Origin of the sequence: Streptomyces sp. NPDC051020, assembly GCF_040683105.1 — a bacterium.
In the GTDB taxonomy this organism is placed as follows: Bacteria; Actinomycetota; Actinomycetes; order Streptomycetales; family Streptomycetaceae; genus Streptomyces.
The window spans coordinates 60,546-76,259 of sequence record NZ_JBFBCG010000019.1 but is presented as its reverse complement, the minus strand read 5'-3'; the positions used below and the strand labels follow the sequence as shown (position 1 = coordinate 76,259).

General features: G+C 70.3%; 12 protein-coding genes and 2 pseudogenes. 9 read left to right on the top strand and 5 right to left on the bottom strand.

Annotated elements, in window-relative coordinates; genetic code table 11:
- Positions 1 to 144: 144 nt before the first annotated feature.
- Entirely contained in the window at positions 145 to 483 is a 339-nt protein-coding gene (gene cutA / locus AB0N06_RS13215; protein WP_366134771.1) for a divalent-cation tolerance protein CutA, read from the top strand.
- Between the two features lie 2 nt (positions 484 to 485).
- Positions 486 to 953 carry a gamma-glutamylcyclotransferase family protein gene (locus tag AB0N06_RS13210; protein WP_366134770.1) on the top strand — a complete coding sequence of 156 codons (468 nt, stop codon included), beginning with the start codon at positions 486 to 488 and terminating at the stop codon, positions 951 to 953.
- Here AB0N06_RS13210 and AB0N06_RS13205 read toward each other — a convergent pair.
- Positions 913 to 1,101 (bottom strand): annotated as a pseudogene (locus AB0N06_RS13205) (molybdopterin dinucleotide binding domain-containing protein); the annotation flags it as partial. The gene AB0N06_RS13210 and the pseudogene AB0N06_RS13205 overlap by 41 nt on opposite strands.
- A 34-nt stretch (positions 1,102 to 1,135) precedes the next feature.
- Positions 1,136 to 1,840, bottom strand: coding sequence for an ElyC/SanA/YdcF family protein (locus AB0N06_RS13200; protein WP_366134769.1), 705 nt, complete (start codon positions 1,838 to 1,840; stop codon positions 1,136 to 1,138).
- Between the two features lie 282 nt (positions 1,841 to 2,122).
- Here AB0N06_RS13200 and AB0N06_RS13195 point away from each other — a divergent pair, with 282 nt between their 5' ends.
- The 7 genes and pseudogenes from AB0N06_RS13195 (at position 2,123) to AB0N06_RS13165 (ending at position 9,983) form a co-directional block, all read left to right on the top strand.
- The gene (locus AB0N06_RS13195) at positions 2,123 to 2,263 is read left to right on the top strand and encodes a hypothetical protein (RefSeq protein WP_366134768.1); all 141 of its coding nucleotides are present in this window, start codon (positions 2,123 to 2,125) and stop codon (positions 2,261 to 2,263) included.
- 165 nt (positions 2,264 to 2,428) lie between these two features.
- Entirely contained in the window at positions 2,429 to 3,241 is an 813-nt protein-coding gene (locus AB0N06_RS13190; protein ID WP_366134795.1) for a Cof-type HAD-IIB family hydrolase, read from the top strand.
- A gap of 66 nt (positions 3,242 to 3,307) precedes the next feature.
- A pseudogene (locus tag AB0N06_RS13185) lies at positions 3,308 to 3,514 on the top strand (sirohydrochlorin chelatase); the annotation flags it as partial.
- A 143-nt stretch (positions 3,515 to 3,657) separates the two neighbouring features.
- A complete protein-coding gene (locus AB0N06_RS13180) occupies positions 3,658 to 4,983 on the top strand; it encodes a deoxyguanosinetriphosphate triphosphohydrolase (RefSeq protein WP_366134767.1) in 1,326 nt (441 codons plus the stop codon).
- 409 nt (positions 4,984 to 5,392) lie between these two features.
- Positions 5,393 to 6,652, top strand: coding sequence for an FAD-dependent oxidoreductase (locus AB0N06_RS13175; RefSeq protein ID WP_366134766.1), 1,260 nt, complete (start codon positions 5,393 to 5,395; stop codon positions 6,650 to 6,652).
- 114 nt (positions 6,653 to 6,766) lie between these two features.
- Positions 6,767 to 8,671, top strand: a complete 1,905-nt coding sequence (gene dnaG / locus AB0N06_RS13170) for a DNA primase (protein ID WP_366134765.1) — start codon at positions 6,767 to 6,769, stop codon at positions 8,669 to 8,671.
- Positions 8,672 to 8,867: 196 nt separating this feature from the next.
- Positions 8,868 to 9,983: an RNA polymerase sigma factor gene (locus AB0N06_RS13165; RefSeq protein WP_366134764.1), complete on the top strand. Its 1,116-nt coding sequence runs from the start codon at positions 8,868 to 8,870 to the stop codon at positions 9,981 to 9,983.
- 403 nt (positions 9,984 to 10,386) lie between these two features.
- On the opposite strand, the gene AB0N06_RS13160 is transcribed toward AB0N06_RS13165, so the two are convergent.
- From AB0N06_RS13160 to AB0N06_RS13150, 3 genes are all read right to left on the bottom strand, one after another.
- Positions 10,387 to 12,312, bottom strand: coding sequence for an ABC transporter ATP-binding protein (locus AB0N06_RS13160; RefSeq protein ID WP_366134763.1), 1,926 nt, complete (start codon positions 12,310 to 12,312; stop codon positions 10,387 to 10,389).
- Positions 12,312 to 14,045, bottom strand: coding sequence for an ABC transporter ATP-binding protein (locus AB0N06_RS13155; RefSeq protein WP_366134762.1), 1,734 nt, complete (start codon positions 14,043 to 14,045; stop codon positions 12,312 to 12,314). The genes AB0N06_RS13160 and AB0N06_RS13155 overlap by 1 nt, the downstream gene beginning before the upstream one ends.
- Positions 14,046 to 14,214: 169 nt before the next feature.
- The gene (locus tag AB0N06_RS13150; RefSeq protein WP_366134761.1) at positions 14,215 to 15,660 is read right to left on the bottom strand and encodes an FGGY family carbohydrate kinase; all 1,446 of its coding nucleotides are present in this window, start codon (positions 15,658 to 15,660) and stop codon (positions 14,215 to 14,217) included.
- Positions 15,661 to 15,714: the final 54 nt, after the last annotated feature.

Genomic DNA, 15,714 nt, shown 5'->3' with positions numbered 1-15,714 from the left:
GAGTACGCATCAGATTTAAGGGTTCATGACATGTCATGTCCATACCGCCTCGGGGGATCGAGGGGAGGACAGCGGGCCGGAGCACCCGGACAATCGACGAAGAAGGAAGCCCGACAGGCCCGAGAAGAACAGAGGAGACCGACGGTGACATCGCCGGCATGGCTGACCGTACTGACCACCACGGACAGCGAGGAGAAGGCCCACGCCCTGGCCCAGGGTGCGGTGGAGGCACGGCTCGCCGCGTGCGCGCAGATCTCCGCGCCCGTCACCTCCGTCTACCGGTGGCAGAACGCCATCGAGACCACCGAGGAGTGGCAGGTGCTGTTCAAGACGACGGCCGAGCGCTACGACGAACTGGAGGAGCACCTCCGGGCGGCGCACGACTACGAGACCCCGGAGATCATCGCCGTGCCGGTGGTACGCGGAAGCGCCGGCTACCTCAACTGGCTGACATCCCAGACCGGCCCGGTCACGGCCCTCTGACCATGCCGCAGACCGCCCCCGAACTGCCCTTCTTCGTCTACGGAACGCTGCTCCCCGGCGAACCCAACCACGACCTGTTCCTCCGCGGCCGGGCGATCGCGGAACAGCCCGCCCTGCTGCCGGGCGCCCTCCTCTACGACGGCCCCGGCTACCCGTACGCGATCGAGGGCCACGGCACCGTGCACGGCACGATGGTGACCGCCGCGCCCACGAGCTACGCCGAGCTGCTCGTACAGCTCGACCGGCTGGAGGAGTACGTCGGTCCCGGACACCCGGGCAACCTGTACGAGAGGGTCGCCCGGGAAGTCCGCCTGCCGGCCGGGAAGCCACCCGGCACCGGAACCGCCCGCGCCTGGGTCTACCTCGCCGCCGCTCCGGTCGCCCGCTCCCTCCGCTCCAACGGCACCCTCATCCCCGGAGGCAGCTGGCTCACCCGCCGGCAGCCTCCATCCGCACCGCGCACACCGTGAACACCGGCATCCGCGACACCGGGTCCAGCGCCGGGTTCGTCAGCGTGCCGGCCCGGCCTTCACCCGCCCGGTGGAACGGCATGAAGACGGTGTCCTGCCGGCTGGCCCCGGTGATCCGGGCGGGCGTCACCGCCCGCCCGCGCCGCGAGGCCTCCACCGGGACCGTGAGGTCGGCCGGTGCCTCACCCCTGAGGGGGTGTCCGGGCTCTCAGCGCCTCCCCGACCCCGGGCTCCTTCGGCCCCAGGAAGCGCGGGTCCGGCTCGAACATCGCGTCCAGCGCCGCCTTCCCCGCCGCGAACACCTCCCGCGTCCCGCCGTAGTACCAGGTCGCATCGTGCTTGGCGTCGACCCCGACGCCGTAGGCATCGATCCCCGCGGCGCGGCACAGCGCGATCGCCCGTCGGATATGGAACCCCTGGCTCACCAGCACGGCCCGGTCGACACCGAAGATCTTCTTGGCCCGCACGCAGGAGTCCCAGGTGTCGAAGCCGGCGAAGTCGCTGACGATCCGCTGGTCCGGCACCCCGTGCGTGACGAGAAACGTCCGCATGGCGTCCGGCTCGTCGTACTCCTTCCGGCTGTTGTCCCCGGTGACGAGCACGACCTTCACCTTGCCGTCCCGGTACAGCTCGACGGCGGCCCGCAGCCGGTTCGCGAGATACGGCGACGGCTTCCCGTCCCACAGCCCGGCCCCGAACACCACGGCGACCTGCTGCGCGGGCGCGTCCGCGGTCGTCCGGACACGGGCGTCGGCCACGGAGTACGTCCACGTGGCGGGTGCCAGCCCCAGCACACAGGCGATCATGACTCCTTGCACGGCCCGGCGCTGTCCACGCCGCGTGCGCGGCCACAGCCGCCCCAGCCATTGCGGCCGCTTCCCTCGCATGGGAGCCCCTCGTCAGTGTCGGTGCGTTACCTGGTCGGACGAGTATCCGGGCGCAAGGGTTCTCCGTCCTGCGGACTTCTTCGCCGGCGAGCCGTCGACGCGCTCCTGGTGAACCACTGACGAGCCGTCGACATCCCGGGCATCGTGGCAGCCATGAACACCCCGAGCGCCCGCACACACTCCGACGACTGGGTGACCATCGCCGCGTACGAGAACGTGAAGGGCTGCCCGCACCCGGCGGCCGCCGCCCGCGCCTGACTGCGTGACCGAGGCATCGACTGGATGCCGTTCCCGCTCAACGACGTGCGGTGCGACCTGGCCTGCGGCCCCGGCCCCGACGGGCACTGGCACGGCTGGATCACCGTCCGCATCCGCGCAACAGCCCTTCTCCCGCTCGGTCTTCACCCGGATCAGCCCTGGTAGCGGCCCAACTCGCCCTCGCCGCCGCGATGGTGGCATGCGGCGGCGGAGCGTGCCGTACGCTCGCCACGCCAGGACTCCGCCCAGTAGTGCCCCTCCCGGCAAGCTTCGCCCCGTCGCACACATGGCCGGTCACGGAAGTAGCATCGTGCGATGCTGCTTCCCCGGATGATCGCCTCCGACCTCGACGGCACTCTCCTGCGGGGCGACGGGACCCTCTCGCCCCGCACCCTCCGCGCCCTGCGCACGGCCGAGAGCGCCGGTGCGGAGGTCGTCCTCGTCACCGCCAGACCGCCCAGGTTCGTCGACCGGCTCGCCGACGCGACCGGGCTGGCGGGGACGGCGGTGTGCAGCAACGGCGCGCTCGTCTACGACATCGCGACGCGTACGGTCGTCTCCTCCCGCGCCCTGTCCGTCGCCGTCGCCCGGCGCGTGGCCACGGCGGTCACCGCCGCCGTGCCGGAGGTGGGATTCGCCCTGGAGACCGGCAGCCAGGTGCTGTACGAACCGGCGTACCGGCTGCGGCTCTCCGAGGACATCGACGCCGAACTGCCCGTACCGTCCCTCGCCGACCTGTGGCTCACCGACGTGCCGGTCACCAAACTCCTCGCCTGGTCCGCCCGGCTCGACGCGGACACCCTGCTGGCCGCCGCCTGCGAAGGGGCGGGCGCGGTGGGCCGCGAGGTGCAGTTCACCCACTCCGGCGGACGCGGACTCCTGGAGATCAGCGCGTCCGGAGTCACCAAGGCGGGCACCCTCGCCGAGCTCTGCGCCGGGCGCGGGATCGACGCCAGGGAGGTCATCGCCTTCGGTGACATGCCCAACGACCTGACCATCCTCGACTGGGCGGGCATCGGCTACGCCATGGGCAACGCCCATCCGGCCGTGCTCGCCGCCGTACCCACGCACACGGTGTCCAACGAGGAGGACGGGGTCGCGCACATTCTGGAGGGCCTCTTCGGGCCGTCGGCCGCTCCGTGAGCCTGAGGCAAAGACCCGTTACCCCTGCGCAACGACCCGGCAACCTGCGCCCTGCACCATCGGTCCATGACGGAGTCGGCATCGGCACAATCCCGTGAGTCCCTGCCTCTCGACAGCACAGCGCAACTGTTGACCCGCATCACTGCACAGCTCGGCACCCAGCTCAGCCAAGTCTCTCTGAACGGAACGCGCAGGCCGCCCATGCACCGCGCCGTCCGGCCCGCACCGGGCACCACCGCCCCCGCGCTCGTCGCCGTCGCCCACGGCAGCCGCGGCTGATCCTGCACCGTTACGACCGGGCGCCGGCCGGCCAGGCACGTTCCGGCGCACGTGAGGCGCATGAATCCGCAGCGAACGGGCCTCTTCCGGCGTCCGCCTGAGCCGTCTTGTCGGTCCGGCCGATTACTGTCGGAGCCATGGACGGTACGCAGGGCACACAGGACCACGGCACCGCGCCCTACGGTGCTGCCGACGCCGAGCGCTGGGACACCGAGCCCGACAAACGGCCCGGTCGCACCGCCTTCCAGCGGGACCGCGCCCGCGTGCTGCACTCCGCGGCGCTGCGCAGACTCGCCGGGAAGACCCAGGTCGTCACGCCCGGCACCCGCAGCCTCGCGTGGGACGCCAGCCCCCGGACCAGACTCACCCACTCGCTGGAGTGTGCCCAGGTCGGCCGGGAGCTCGGGGCCGCACTCGGCTGCGACCCCGACCTGGTCGAGACGGCGTGCCTGGCGCACGACCTGGGGCACCCGCCGTTCGGGCACAACGGCGAGCAGGCGCTCAACGACTTCGCCTCGGACTGCGGGGGCTTCGAGGGCAACGCCCAGTCGCTGCGGCTGCTGACCCGCCTCGAACCGAAGCGGTTCGTGCGCGATGTGCGGACCGGCGAGCTGGCCAGTGTCGGGCTCAATCTGACCCGGGCCGCGCTCGACGCCGCCACCAAGTACCCGTGGCCGCGCGGCGCCCACCCCACCGACCCCGGCTCGCCGAAATTCGGGGTCTACGAGGACGACCTGCCGGTCTTCCGTTGGGCCCGCGAGGGCGCCCCGCAGCACCGCAAGTGCTTCGAGGCCCAGGTGATGGACTGGTCCGACGACGTCGCGTACTCCGTGCACGACTTCGAGGACGGACTGCACGCCGGTCACATCGACCCCAACTGCCTCTTCGCCGAGCCGGAGCGCCGCGAGATCTGGGACGTCGCGATCGGACGGTACGTCCCGGCCGACACCGACCCGCAGGAGCTGGCCGACGCCATCGAGCGGCTCATGGCGCAGGAGTGGTGGCCGCACGGCTACGACGGATCGGCCGTCGCCCAGGCCCGCCTGAAGGACGCGACGAGCCAGCTGATCGGCAGGTTCTGCCTCGCGGCCGAGACCGCCACCCGGCAGGCGTACGGGCACGGCCGCCTGGGACGGTACGCCGCCGAACTCGTCGTCCCCCGCGAGGCGCGCAGCGAATGCGCCGTCCTGAAGGCGGTGGCCGACCGCTATGTGATGCAGCGCTCCGAACAGGAGGCGATCCGTGCCGACCAGCGGATCATCATCGCCGAACTGGCGGCGGCGCTGACCGCGCGCGCCCCGGAGGGCTTGGAACCGCAGTTCCGCGCGCTGTACGAGCACGCGCGCGACGACCGCGCAGCCAAGCGGGTCCTGGTCGACCAGATCGCCGCCCTCACCGATGCCTCGGCCCGTTCCCTGAACACCTCGCTCACCTCGCGGGGGCGGTGGTCGCGGGAGGGCTGAGAGCCCGCCCAGCCGGTTCCCTGTCCCGGGAGCACGCCCGACCCACGGACTCCCTGGCAGACGGCTCCCTCGGGCATGTCCTGCGGCAGTGGGGCGCGGCGATGACGCGCGGCGATGCGGCAGGTGATGTGCTGGGAGCACATACCGCACTGCGCAGGGGAGCCGGGCCGCCGTGAAAGCAGCTGTCGCACAGCACACCCCATGCCACCGGCCCACTCCGGCCCCGTGTACCAGGTGTCGCCGGCTCCGTCCGGGGGTCCCTGCTCCGCGTGGTGCCGGTCCCGGTTGGCAGACCGGCCTGTGACCACTGGGTGTGACCTGATCGGGGTACACCCTCTTTCGCCATCACGCTGCGTGCGGGACGCTCGCAGTTGGCGGCGCCGCGCAGCAAGCACCGAGGAGGCATCAAGTGGTCGACGCACATCGCACGTTCGTCATCGTCGGCGGAGGACTGGCAGGAGCGAAGGCGGCAGAGACACTCCGGTCGGAGGGGTTCAGCGGCCGGGTGATCCTGGTCGGCGATGAGCGTGACCATCCATACGAACGGCCTCCCCTCTCCAAGGGCTATCTGGCCGGCAAGGAGGCACGCGAGAGCGTATTCGTCCACGAGACGGCCTGGTACGCAGGCGCCGATGTGGAGCTGCACCTGGGCACGCCCGTCACCGCCCTCGACCGCGACGCCCGCTCCGTGGAGCTCGGGGACGGCACGGTCATCCACTACGACAAGCTGCTGCTCGCCACCGGCGCCGAACCGCGCCGCCTCGACATTCCCGGTACGGACCTGGCGGGTGTCCACCATCTGCGCCGCCTCGCGCACGCCGACCGGCTGAAGAACGTGCTGTCCGCGCTCGGCCGCGACAACGGCCATCTGGTGATCGCCGGAGCCGGCTGGATCGGCCTGGAGGTCGCGGCGGCGGCCCGCGGATACGGTGCGGAGGTGACCATTGTCGAACCGGAGTCGACCCCGCTGTTCCGGGTCATCGGCCCGGAACTCGGCCAGATCTTCACCGAGCTCCACAGCGACCACGGCGTCCGCTTCCACTTCGGCCGCAAGCTCACCGAGATCATCGGCCAGGACGGGATGGTTCTCGCCGCCCGCACCGACGACGGTGAGGAACACCCCGCCCACGACGTGCTCGCCGCGATCGGCGCCGCCCCGCGCGCCGCCCTCGCCGAGGCCGCCGGTCTCGACATCGCGGCCCGCAGCGACGGCGGCGGCATCGCCGTCGACGCCTCGCTGCGCACCTCCGACCCGCACATCTACGCGGCCGGGGACGTCGCCAACGCGCTGCACCCGCTGCTCGGTACCCGGCTGCGCGTGGAGCACTGGGCGAACGCGCTGAACAGCGGCCCGGCCGCGGCCCGCGCCATGCTCGGCCAGGACGTCAGCTACGACCGGGTGCCGTATTTCTTCTCCGACCAGTACGACCTGGGGCTCGAATACTCGGGCTGGGCGCCGCCGGGCTCGTACGACCAGGTCGTGATCCGCGGGGACGCGGGCAAGCGGGAGTTCATCGCGTTCTGGCTGAAGGATCGAAGGGTGCTGGCCGGGATGAACGTCAATGTGTGGGACGTCACCGAGACCGTGCAGGAGCTGATCAAGGCCGGCCGGCCGGTCGACGCGGACGCGCTCGCGGACCCGTCGGTACCGCTGGAATCCCTGGTCTGAGCCCTTTGCGGAAGCTGCTGTTCCGTGCCGGGCGGGTGTGCTCACGGTCCCACCCGGCGCCCGCGACACCGATCACGGACCCGTCCTGTCCGAGCCCACCCGTAGACTTCACCCGTGGCAGGCAGGATCAATGACGACGATGTGAAGGCGGTCCGGGACGCGGTCCCGATCGACGCCGTCGTTTCCGAGTACCTGCAACTGAGGAACGCGGGCGGAGGCAACCTCAAGGGGCTCTGCCCGTTCCACGACGAGAAGTCCCCCTCCTTCCAGGTCAGCCCGAGCAAGGGTCTCTTCCACTGCTTCGGCTGCCAGGAGGGCGGCGACACGATCGCCTTCGTGATGAAGATCGACCATCTCTCCTTCTCCGAGACGGTCGAGCGCCTCGCCGCCAAGGCGGGCATCACCCTGCGGTACGAGGAGGGCGGCTACAACCCCTCCCACCAGCGTGGCGAGCGCATCCGGCTGGTCGAGGCGCACAAGATCGCCGCCCAGTTCTACGTCGAGCAGCTGGACAGTCCCGAGGCGGAGATCGGCCGGAAGTTCCTTGCCGAGCGCGGCTTCGACCAGGCGGCCGCCGCCCACTTCGGCGTCGGCTACAGCCCGGCCGGCTGGGACCACCTCACCCGCTACCTCCGCGGCAAGGGGTTCAGCGACCGGGAGCTGATCACCTCCGGCCTCTCCCAGGACGGCCGCCGCGGCCCCATCGACCGCTTCCGCGGCCGGTTGATGTGGCCGATCAGCGACACGTCGGGCGAGGTCGTCGGCTTCGGTGCCCGCAAGCTCCGCGACGACGACAACGGCCCCAAGTACCTCAACACCCCCGAGACCGCGATCTACAAGAAGTCGCAGGTGCTGTACGGGATCGACCTCGCGAAGAAGGACATCGCGAAGTCCAGCCGGGCCGTCGTCGTCGAGGGCTACACCGACGTCATGGCCTGCCACCTCGCAGGGATCACCACCGCCATCGCCACCTGCGGCACGGCGTTCGGCGGCGACCACATCAAGATCCTCCGCCGGCTCCTGATGGACAACGGCAGTGCCCGCGTGATCTTCACGTTCGACGGTGACGCGGCGGGTCAGAAGGCCGCCCTGCGCGCCTTCGAGGACGACCAGAAGTTTGCCGCGGAGACGTACATCGCGATCGCCCCGGACAACATGGACCCGTGCGATCTGCGTCTCGTCAAGGGCGATGAGGCCGTCCGCGACCTGGTCGAACCCCGCACGCCGCTCTTCGAGTTCGCGCTCCGCCAGATCGTCGGGCGGTACGACCTGGAGACCCCGGCGGGCCGTGGCGCCGCGCTGGACGAGGCCGCGCCCGTCGTCGCCCGGATCAAGAACAGCTCCTCCCAGCACGAGGTCGCCGTCCAGCTGGCCGGGATGCTCGGCATTCTCGACACCCAGTTCGTCGTCAAGCGCGTCGCCCAGCTCGCCCGCTGGGCCCGCGACCGCGGCGACCGGGGTCCCGCACCCGCACCCTCCCGCGGCGGCCCCCCGCACCAGCAGGTCCAGGCCCCCGCCGGCCCCTCGGGCCCCGCGCTCAACCTCCGCAGCCCCGCCCACCGCACCGAGCGGGAGCTCCTCAAGCTCGCCCTGCAGAAGCCCGCCCTGGTCTCCCCGGCATTCGACGCCTACGGGATCGACGAGTTCACCGCCCCGCCGTACGCCGCGGTGCGCCAGTGCATCGCGGAGGCGGGCGGCGCCGAACAGGGCCTCGCCGACAACCGCGAGTATCTGGTCGGCGTCCTCGACGCCGCCCCCGACGACACCGTGCGCAAGCTGGTCACCGAGCTCGCCGTCGAGGTCTTCCACGGCAAGTCCATCGACGAGGCGTACGCGGGCGAGCATCTGGTCAAGGTCCGGCTGCGCGCCGTGGACCGCCGGATCAACGACGTCCAGGGCAGCCTCACCCGCCTGGGCAGCAATGTCGCCCCGGATCACCTGGCGGCCGCGCAGAACGAGGTCTGGGTGCTGCAGCAGTACGCCCAGTCCCTGCGCAATCACGGTGCCGACGCACTCTGACCGCCCCCCGAAGGCTCCCTCCGGTAACCGACCGGTTACGGAACGGACTCAGAAAGTCCGCGCACGCCCCTCGTGGCAGTGATGTGTCGTCCCCCACACTGGATGGCGGTGCCTGAGTCATCGGAGCGCGGTCCGCCCACTGCACGGTGGGCCCCATCCCCCGCGATCCGGCAGCGATCACCTGGAGGTCGCCCCCGTGCAGACCCGGACCGTGACCACAACCGAGCGTGTCTCGGCCGTCCCCGCGCAGAACCGGGCCATGCATCATCCGGAGGCCGTGGTGGACCCGCCGACACCCGAACCGCCCGAGCTGTCGGACATACCCGCAGCAGTCGGCGTCATGGAGGAGCAGGCGGAGCTGCCCGGACCGCCGGAGCCGCGCGGGCGCCCCGACCCCGGCGGTCCGTCCTCCGACCTCTTCCGTCAGTATCTGCGGGAGATCGGACGCATCCCGCTGCTCACCGCCGCCGACGAGGTGGAACTCGCCCGCCGCGTCGAAGCCGGTCTGTTCGCCGAGGAGCGGCTGGCGGGCACCTTGGACCCGGACTCCCGACTCGCCGTCGATCTGGACCGGTTGGTGGTCATGGGGCGGATGGCGAAGCGCCGTCTGATCGAGGCGAACCTGCGGCTCGTCGTCTCCGTCGCCAAACGCTACATCGGCCGCGGGCTGACGATGCTCGATCTGGTCCAGGAGGGGAACCTCGGGCTGATCAGGGCGGTCGAGAAGTTCGACTACGCCCGGGGCTACAAGTTCTCGACGTACGCGACCTGGTGGATCCGGCAGGCCATGTCCCGCGCCCTCGCCGACCAGGCGCGGACCATAAGGGTTCCGGTCCACGTCGTCGAGCTGATCAACCGCGTCGTACGGGTCCAGCGCCGGATGCTCCAGGAGCGCGGCTATGAGCCGACGCCCGAAGAGGTCGCCGCCCAGCTCGACCTGACACCGGAACGGGTCGGTGAAGTGCTGCGGCTCGCCCAGGAACCCGTCTCGTTGCACGCACCGGTCGGCGAGGAGGACGACGTCGCGCTCGGCGACCTGATCGAGGACGGCGACGCGGCGTCCCCTGTGGAGTCCGCCGCGTTCCTGCTGCTGCGAGAGCACCTCGAAGTGGTGCTCTCCACGCTGAACGAGCGGGAGCGGAAGGTCGTCCAGCTGCGCTACGGGCTGGACGACGGCCGGCCCCGCACGCTTGAGGAGATAGGCCGGATCTTCGGCGTGACGCGCGAGCGCATCCGCCAGATCGAATCCAAGACCCTCAACAAGCTGCGGGACCACGCCTTCGCCGACCAGCTCCGCGGCTACCTCGACTAGGTCCTGTCCGGCCGATCTTCGTGGGCTCGCGACGTCCGGCACGGCACCTCGCCGCGTTGTCTTCAGTCGCCCGAGTACGCCCAGTACGAGGACGATCCTTCGCCTTGCGATGCACCGCACCGGACGCCGCAGGCTGATCCACGAAGATCGACCGGACAGGACCTAGGGCGTGTTTCGAAAGTGGCGTCGTCCGCCCGTACGCCGCCTGGCAGGCGGGACTTTCGAAACACGCCCTGGTGCCCCTCCCGGCAGGCTTTGCCCCGTCGCGCCGGCCTGATCCACACGGAAGACCCCAGGTTCTGTGGTCACACTGCCGGACGCCGCACGGCACGCACGCACCGGGCGCCGGGCGGCCGCCCTTCGGGCGACGACGGCAGTGTGACCACAGGACGTCCGCGAGGGATCAGTCGACCTCGGCGACCGCCTGCGCGAACTGCGCCGCGTACAGCCGGGCGTAGGCCCCCTGCGCCTCCAACAGCTCCTCGTGCGTGCCCTGTTCGACGATCGACCCGTTCTCCATCACCAGGATGACGTCCGCGTCCCGGATGGTGGAGAGCCGGTGCGCGATCACAAAGCTCGTACGGCCGTGCGCCAGCCGGGCCATCGCCTTCTGGATCAGCACCTCGGTTCGCGTGTCGACGGAGCTCGTCGCCTCGTCGAGCACCAGGATCACCGGGTCGGACAGGAACGCCCGTGCGATGGTGATCAGTTGCTTCTCACCCGCGCTGACCCCGGAGCCCTCGTCGTCGATCACCGTGTCGTAACCGTCCGGCAGGGTACGGATGAAGCGGTCGGCGTGGGCCGCCCTCGCCGCTTCCTCGATTTCCTCCCGGGTGACCTCGCGCGAAGCGCCGTACGCGATGTTGTCCGCGATCGAACCGCCGAACAGCCAGGTGTCCTGCAGGACCATGCCGATTCCCGACCGCAGCTCGTCGCGCGACATCTTCGACACGTCGACCCCGTCGAGAGCGATCCGCCCGCCCGTCACCTCGTAGAAGCGCATGAGCAAGTTGACCAGCGTCGTCTTGCCGGCGCCGGTCGGGCCGACGATCGCGACCGTGTGGCCCGGCTCGACATTCAGCGACAGGTCCTCGATGAGCGGCTTGTCGGGGTCGTAGCGGAACGACACCTTCTCCAGCGAGACGCTGCCGAGCAGTTCCGCCGGACGCTCACCCGTGCTGGGGTCGGCGTCCTGCTCCTCGGCATCCAGCAGCTCGAAGATCCGCTCGGCGGACGCGACGCCCGACTGAACCAGGTTCGCCATCGACGCGACCTGCGTCAGCGGCATCGAGAACTGCCGCGAGTACTGGATGAACGCCTGGACGTCACCGATCGACAGCGAACCCGACGCCACCCGCAGACCACCGACGACGGCGATCAGCACATAGTTCAGGTTCGACACGAACATCATCAGCGGCTGCATGATCCCGCTGTTGAACTGCGCTTTGAAGCTCGCCTCGTACAGCGCGTCGTTCTGCTCGGCGAAGTCCCTCGCAGACTCCTCCTGCCGTCCGAAGACCTTCACCAGGGTGTGCCCGGTGTACATCTCCTCGATATGGGCGTTGAGCTTGCCCGTCACCTTCCACTGCTGCACGAACTGCGGCTGCGACCGCTTGCCGACCCTCGTCGCCACGACCACCGACAGTGGGACCGTCACCAGCGCGACCAGCGCCAGCAGCGGCGAGATCCAGAACATCACGACCAGCACGCCGATGATGGTCAGCAGGGAGTTGATGAGCTGGCCCATCGTCTGCTGCAACGTCTGCGAGATGTTGTCGATGTCGTTGGTCGCCCGGCTGAGCACCTCGCCGCGCTTGGCCCGGTCGAAGTAGGACAGCGGCAGCCGGGACAGCTTCGTCTGGATGTCCTCGCGGATCTGGAACACAACCCGGTTGATCACCCGGATCGACAGGCGCGTCGACACCAGCATCAGCAGACCGGCACCGACGTAGATCGCCAGCGCCGCCAGCAGTACGTTCCCCACCGCATCGAAGTCGATGCCCTGCCCGGGGGTGAAGTCGACCCCGGAGAGCATGTCGGCGAGGCCGCTGTTGCTCTTGCGCAGGCCCTCGATGGCCTGCTCCTTGGTCGCTCCCTCGGGCATCTGCCGGCCGATGACGCCGGCGAACACCAGGTCGGTCGCCTTGCCGAGGATCTTCGGCCCGACAACCGAGAGCCCGACGCTCAGCACACCGGCCGCCAGCATCACGTACAGCGTGGCCTTCTCCGTCGCGAAGCGCTTCAGCAACCGCTTCGAGGACCCCTTGAAGTCCATGGACCGGTCGGTCGGCGCCCCGCCCGCCATCATGCGTCCGCCAGGACCGGCCATTACGCGGCCTCCGCTTCCGTCAGCTGGGAGAGCACGATCTCCCGGTAGGTCTCATTGCCGTCCATCAGCTCGTAATGGGTGCCGGACCCGACGACCCGGCCCTCGTCGAGCACAAGGATCCGGTCCGCGTCACGGATGGTGGACACCCGCTGCGCCACTATCACCACGGTCGCCTCGGCCGTCTCCCGGGACAGCGCTTCGCGCAGCGCGGCATCCGTCGCGTAGTCGAGCGCGGAGAACGAGTCGTCGAAGAGATAGATCTCCGGCCGCTGCACCAGCGTTCTCGCGATCGCGAGTCGCTGCCGCTGCCCGCCGGAGACATTGGTGCCGCCCTGCGCGATCGGCGCGTGCAGCCCATGCTCCAGCTCCTCGACGAACTCCTTGGCCTGCGCGACCTCCAGCGCGTGCCACAGCTCCTCGTCGGTCGCGTCCGGGTTTCCGTACCGCAGATTCGTCGCGACTGTCCCGGAGAACAGATACGGCTTCTGCGGAACCAGACTCACCGTCTTCGCCAGCAGCGTCGGCTCCAGCGTCCGTACGTCCGTGCCGTCGACCAGCACCTGGCCGTCCGTCACATCGAGCAGCCGCGGTACGAGACCGAGCAGCGTCGACTTCCCGCTGCCCGTCGACCCGATGATCGCGGTCGTCTCGCCGGGCCGTGCCACCAGATCCACCGACCGCAGCACCGGCTCCTCGGCGCCCGGGTAGCGGAAGTCCACACCCCGCACCTCCAGATGACCGTGGGCGCGCAGCTCCCGCACCGGCTTGACCGGCGGCACGACACTCGAATCGGTCTCCAGGACCTCCTGGATGCGCTCGGCACACACCTCGGCGCGCGGCACCATCATGAACATGAAGGTGGCCATCATCACCGACATGACGATCTGCATCAGGTAGGCGAGGAACGCGGTCAGCGCGCCGATCTGCATCCCGCCGCTGTCGATCCGGTGCGCACCGAACCAGACCACGGCGATCGACGACACGTTCACGACCGTCATCACGGTCGGGAACATCAGCGCCATCAGACGCCCGGTGGAGAGCGCCACATCGGTCAGCTCGGTGTTGGCGCCGCGGAACCGCTTCTCCTCGTACGGGTCCCGCACGAAGGCGCGGATGACCCGGTTGCCGGTGATCTGCTCGCGCAGCACCCGGTTCACGGTGTCGAGCCGCTCCTGCATCGTGCGGAACAGCGGCCGCATCCGCCGCACGATGAGACCCACCGCGATGCCGAGTACCGGCACCACCGCGAGCAGTACCGCCGACAGCGGAACGTCCTGGCCGAGCGCCAGGATGATGCCGCCTACACACATGATCGGCGCCGAGACCATCATGGTGAACGTCATCAGGACCAGCATCTGGACCTGCTGGACGTCATTGGTCGTACGGGTGATCAGCGAGGGCGCGCCGAAGCGCCCGACCTCACGTGCCGAGAACGACTGAACCCGGTCGAAGACCGACGCCCGGACATCCCGGCCGAGCGCGGCCGCGGTGCGCGCACCGTAGAAGACCGCCCCCATGTTGCAGACGACCTGGGCGATGGAGACGCCGAGCATGATGCCGCCGTACTCCAGGATGTAGCCCGTGTCCCCCTCGACGACACCGTTGTCGATGATGTCGGCGTTGAGGGACGGGAGATAGAGGGTGGCGCAGGTCTGCAGCAGCTGGAGCGCCACCAGCAGCCCGATCGGTTTTTTGTACGGGCCGAGGTAGCCCCGCAGGAGTTTTATGAGCACGCGTGTCTCTCGGAGTCGGCATGAGGGCGGGAGTCGACTCATTTTCCGGCAAGGCCCGGCGTGACCGCGAACGTTTTTCCTCAAGGCCAGGTCAAAACGGGACCCGGTCCACCCGCCGGAGACCGAGCCTCCGACCGGGGACCGGCCTACGTCACCGAGAGCGCCCGGCTCAGAGCGCGGAGTCGAACGCCCCGGGGTAGAACTGGTCCCGCGTGGCCGTGTACTGCTGCCGCACCGCCTGGCCGACCGGCAGTTCCTCGCCCGGCTCCAGCACCTGGGCCGCCGCACCCTGCCAGGCCGGGGGAGTCTGCGGATCGAGCGTCCCCTGAGAGACCCCGAGCGCCCAGGCCGCCTGCCGGGCGGCGCCCAGGGCCGCGTACTCGGCCGGCTGCGGCACGACGACCTGTGTACCGAACAGCGCGGGGGCAAGACCCTGCACGGCCGGCAGTTCGGCCGCCGCCCCCAGCAGGAACACCCGACGGACCTCGACCCCACGGCCGCGCAGCACATCGAGCGCGTCGGCCAGCGAGCACAGCATCCCTTCGAACGCCGCCCGCGCCAGATGCTCCGGCTTCATCGACTCGCGCCGCAGCCCGCTCAGCGTGCCCGCTGTGTGCGGCAGATACGGCGTGCGCTCGCCCTCCAGATAGGGCAGGAGGACGAGTCCGGAGGCGCCCGGCGTCGACTTCAGCGCCAGCGCGGACAGCTCCTCCAGACTCTCCAGCCCCAGCATCTCGGCGGAGCCCCGCAGCGCACGCACCGCATTGAGTGTGTGCACGACCGGCAGATGCATCCCGGTGGCATCCGCGAACGACGTGATGATCCCGGTCGGATCGGACAGCGCCTCGTGGTGCACCGCCATGACCGAGCCGGAGGCTCCGAGCGACACGACCGCATCGCCGACCCCGACCCCGAGCCCGAACGCCGCCGCCATCGTCTCGCCGGTCCCGGCCGAGATCAGCAGCCCCTCGGGCGTCGTCCCGGCCACATCGGAGGGACCGAGCACCTCCGGCAGCGCGGCCTGCTGTCCGAGCGCGAGCTCCACCAGATCGGGCCGGTACGCACCGGTCCCGGCCGACCAGTACCCCGTCCCGGACGCGGCACCGCGGTCGGTGGTCCGCCGGCTCGGCCGGCCCAGCAGCTGCCACACCAGCCAGTCGTGCGGCTGCAGCACCGCGGCGACCCGCCGCGCCGAATCCGGCTCGCTCCGCGCCAGCCACCGCAGCTTCGACACCGGCTGCGCGGCCTGCGGGACAGCCCCGACCGCCTCGGCCCAGGCCTGTCGCCCGCCGAGCCCGTCGATCAGATCGGCCGCGGCGACCTGCGCCCGCTTGTCGTTGCCGAGCAGCGCCGGACGGACGAGATTGCCCTGCTGGTCCAGCGGCACCAGACCGTGCTGCTGCGCGGAGACCCCGATGGCCTGCACGCCTTCGAGCAGCCCGCCAGTGGCTGCCTCACCGAGTGAGAGCAGCCACGCCTGCGGGTCCACCTCGGTGGCCTTCGCCTCGACGGGATGTGCGGCGTATCCCTGCCGGAGTACGGCACCTGTGTCCGCATCGCAGACGACGATGTGCGTGAAGGCCGAAGAACTGTCCAAGCCGGCGACTATGCCCATGGGGAGATTCTGCCGCACCGCCGGACCATTCCCGTACGGGAGGAGGGCCGGCCG

What these genes read in the sequence shown, in the direction of transcription:
- AB0N06_RS13195 (WP_366134768.1), top strand. Translation starts at nt 2,123, where the DNA reads ATGCCGTTCCCGCTCAACGACGTGCGGTGCGACCTGGCCTGCGGCCCC.
- AB0N06_RS13200 (WP_366134769.1), bottom strand. Translation starts at nt 1,840, where the DNA reads ATGCGAGGGAAGCGGCCGCAATGGCTGGGGCGGCTGTGGCCGCGCACG.
- AB0N06_RS13180 (WP_366134767.1), top strand. Translation starts at nt 3,658, where the DNA reads ATGGACGGTACGCAGGGCACACAGGACCACGGCACCGCGCCCTACGGT.
- AB0N06_RS13160 (WP_366134763.1), bottom strand. Translation starts at nt 12,312, where the DNA reads ATGGCCGGTCCTGGCGGACGCATGATGGCGGGCGGGGCGCCGACCGAC.
- AB0N06_RS13210 (WP_366134770.1), top strand. Translation starts at nt 486, where the DNA reads ATGCCGCAGACCGCCCCCGAACTGCCCTTCTTCGTCTACGGAACGCTG.
- AB0N06_RS13150 (WP_366134761.1), bottom strand. Translation starts at nt 15,660, where the DNA reads ATGGGCATAGTCGCCGGCTTGGACAGTTCTTCGGCCTTCACGCACATC.
- AB0N06_RS13190 (WP_366134795.1), top strand. Translation starts at nt 2,429, where the DNA reads ATGATCGCCTCCGACCTCGACGGCACTCTCCTGCGGGGCGACGGGACC.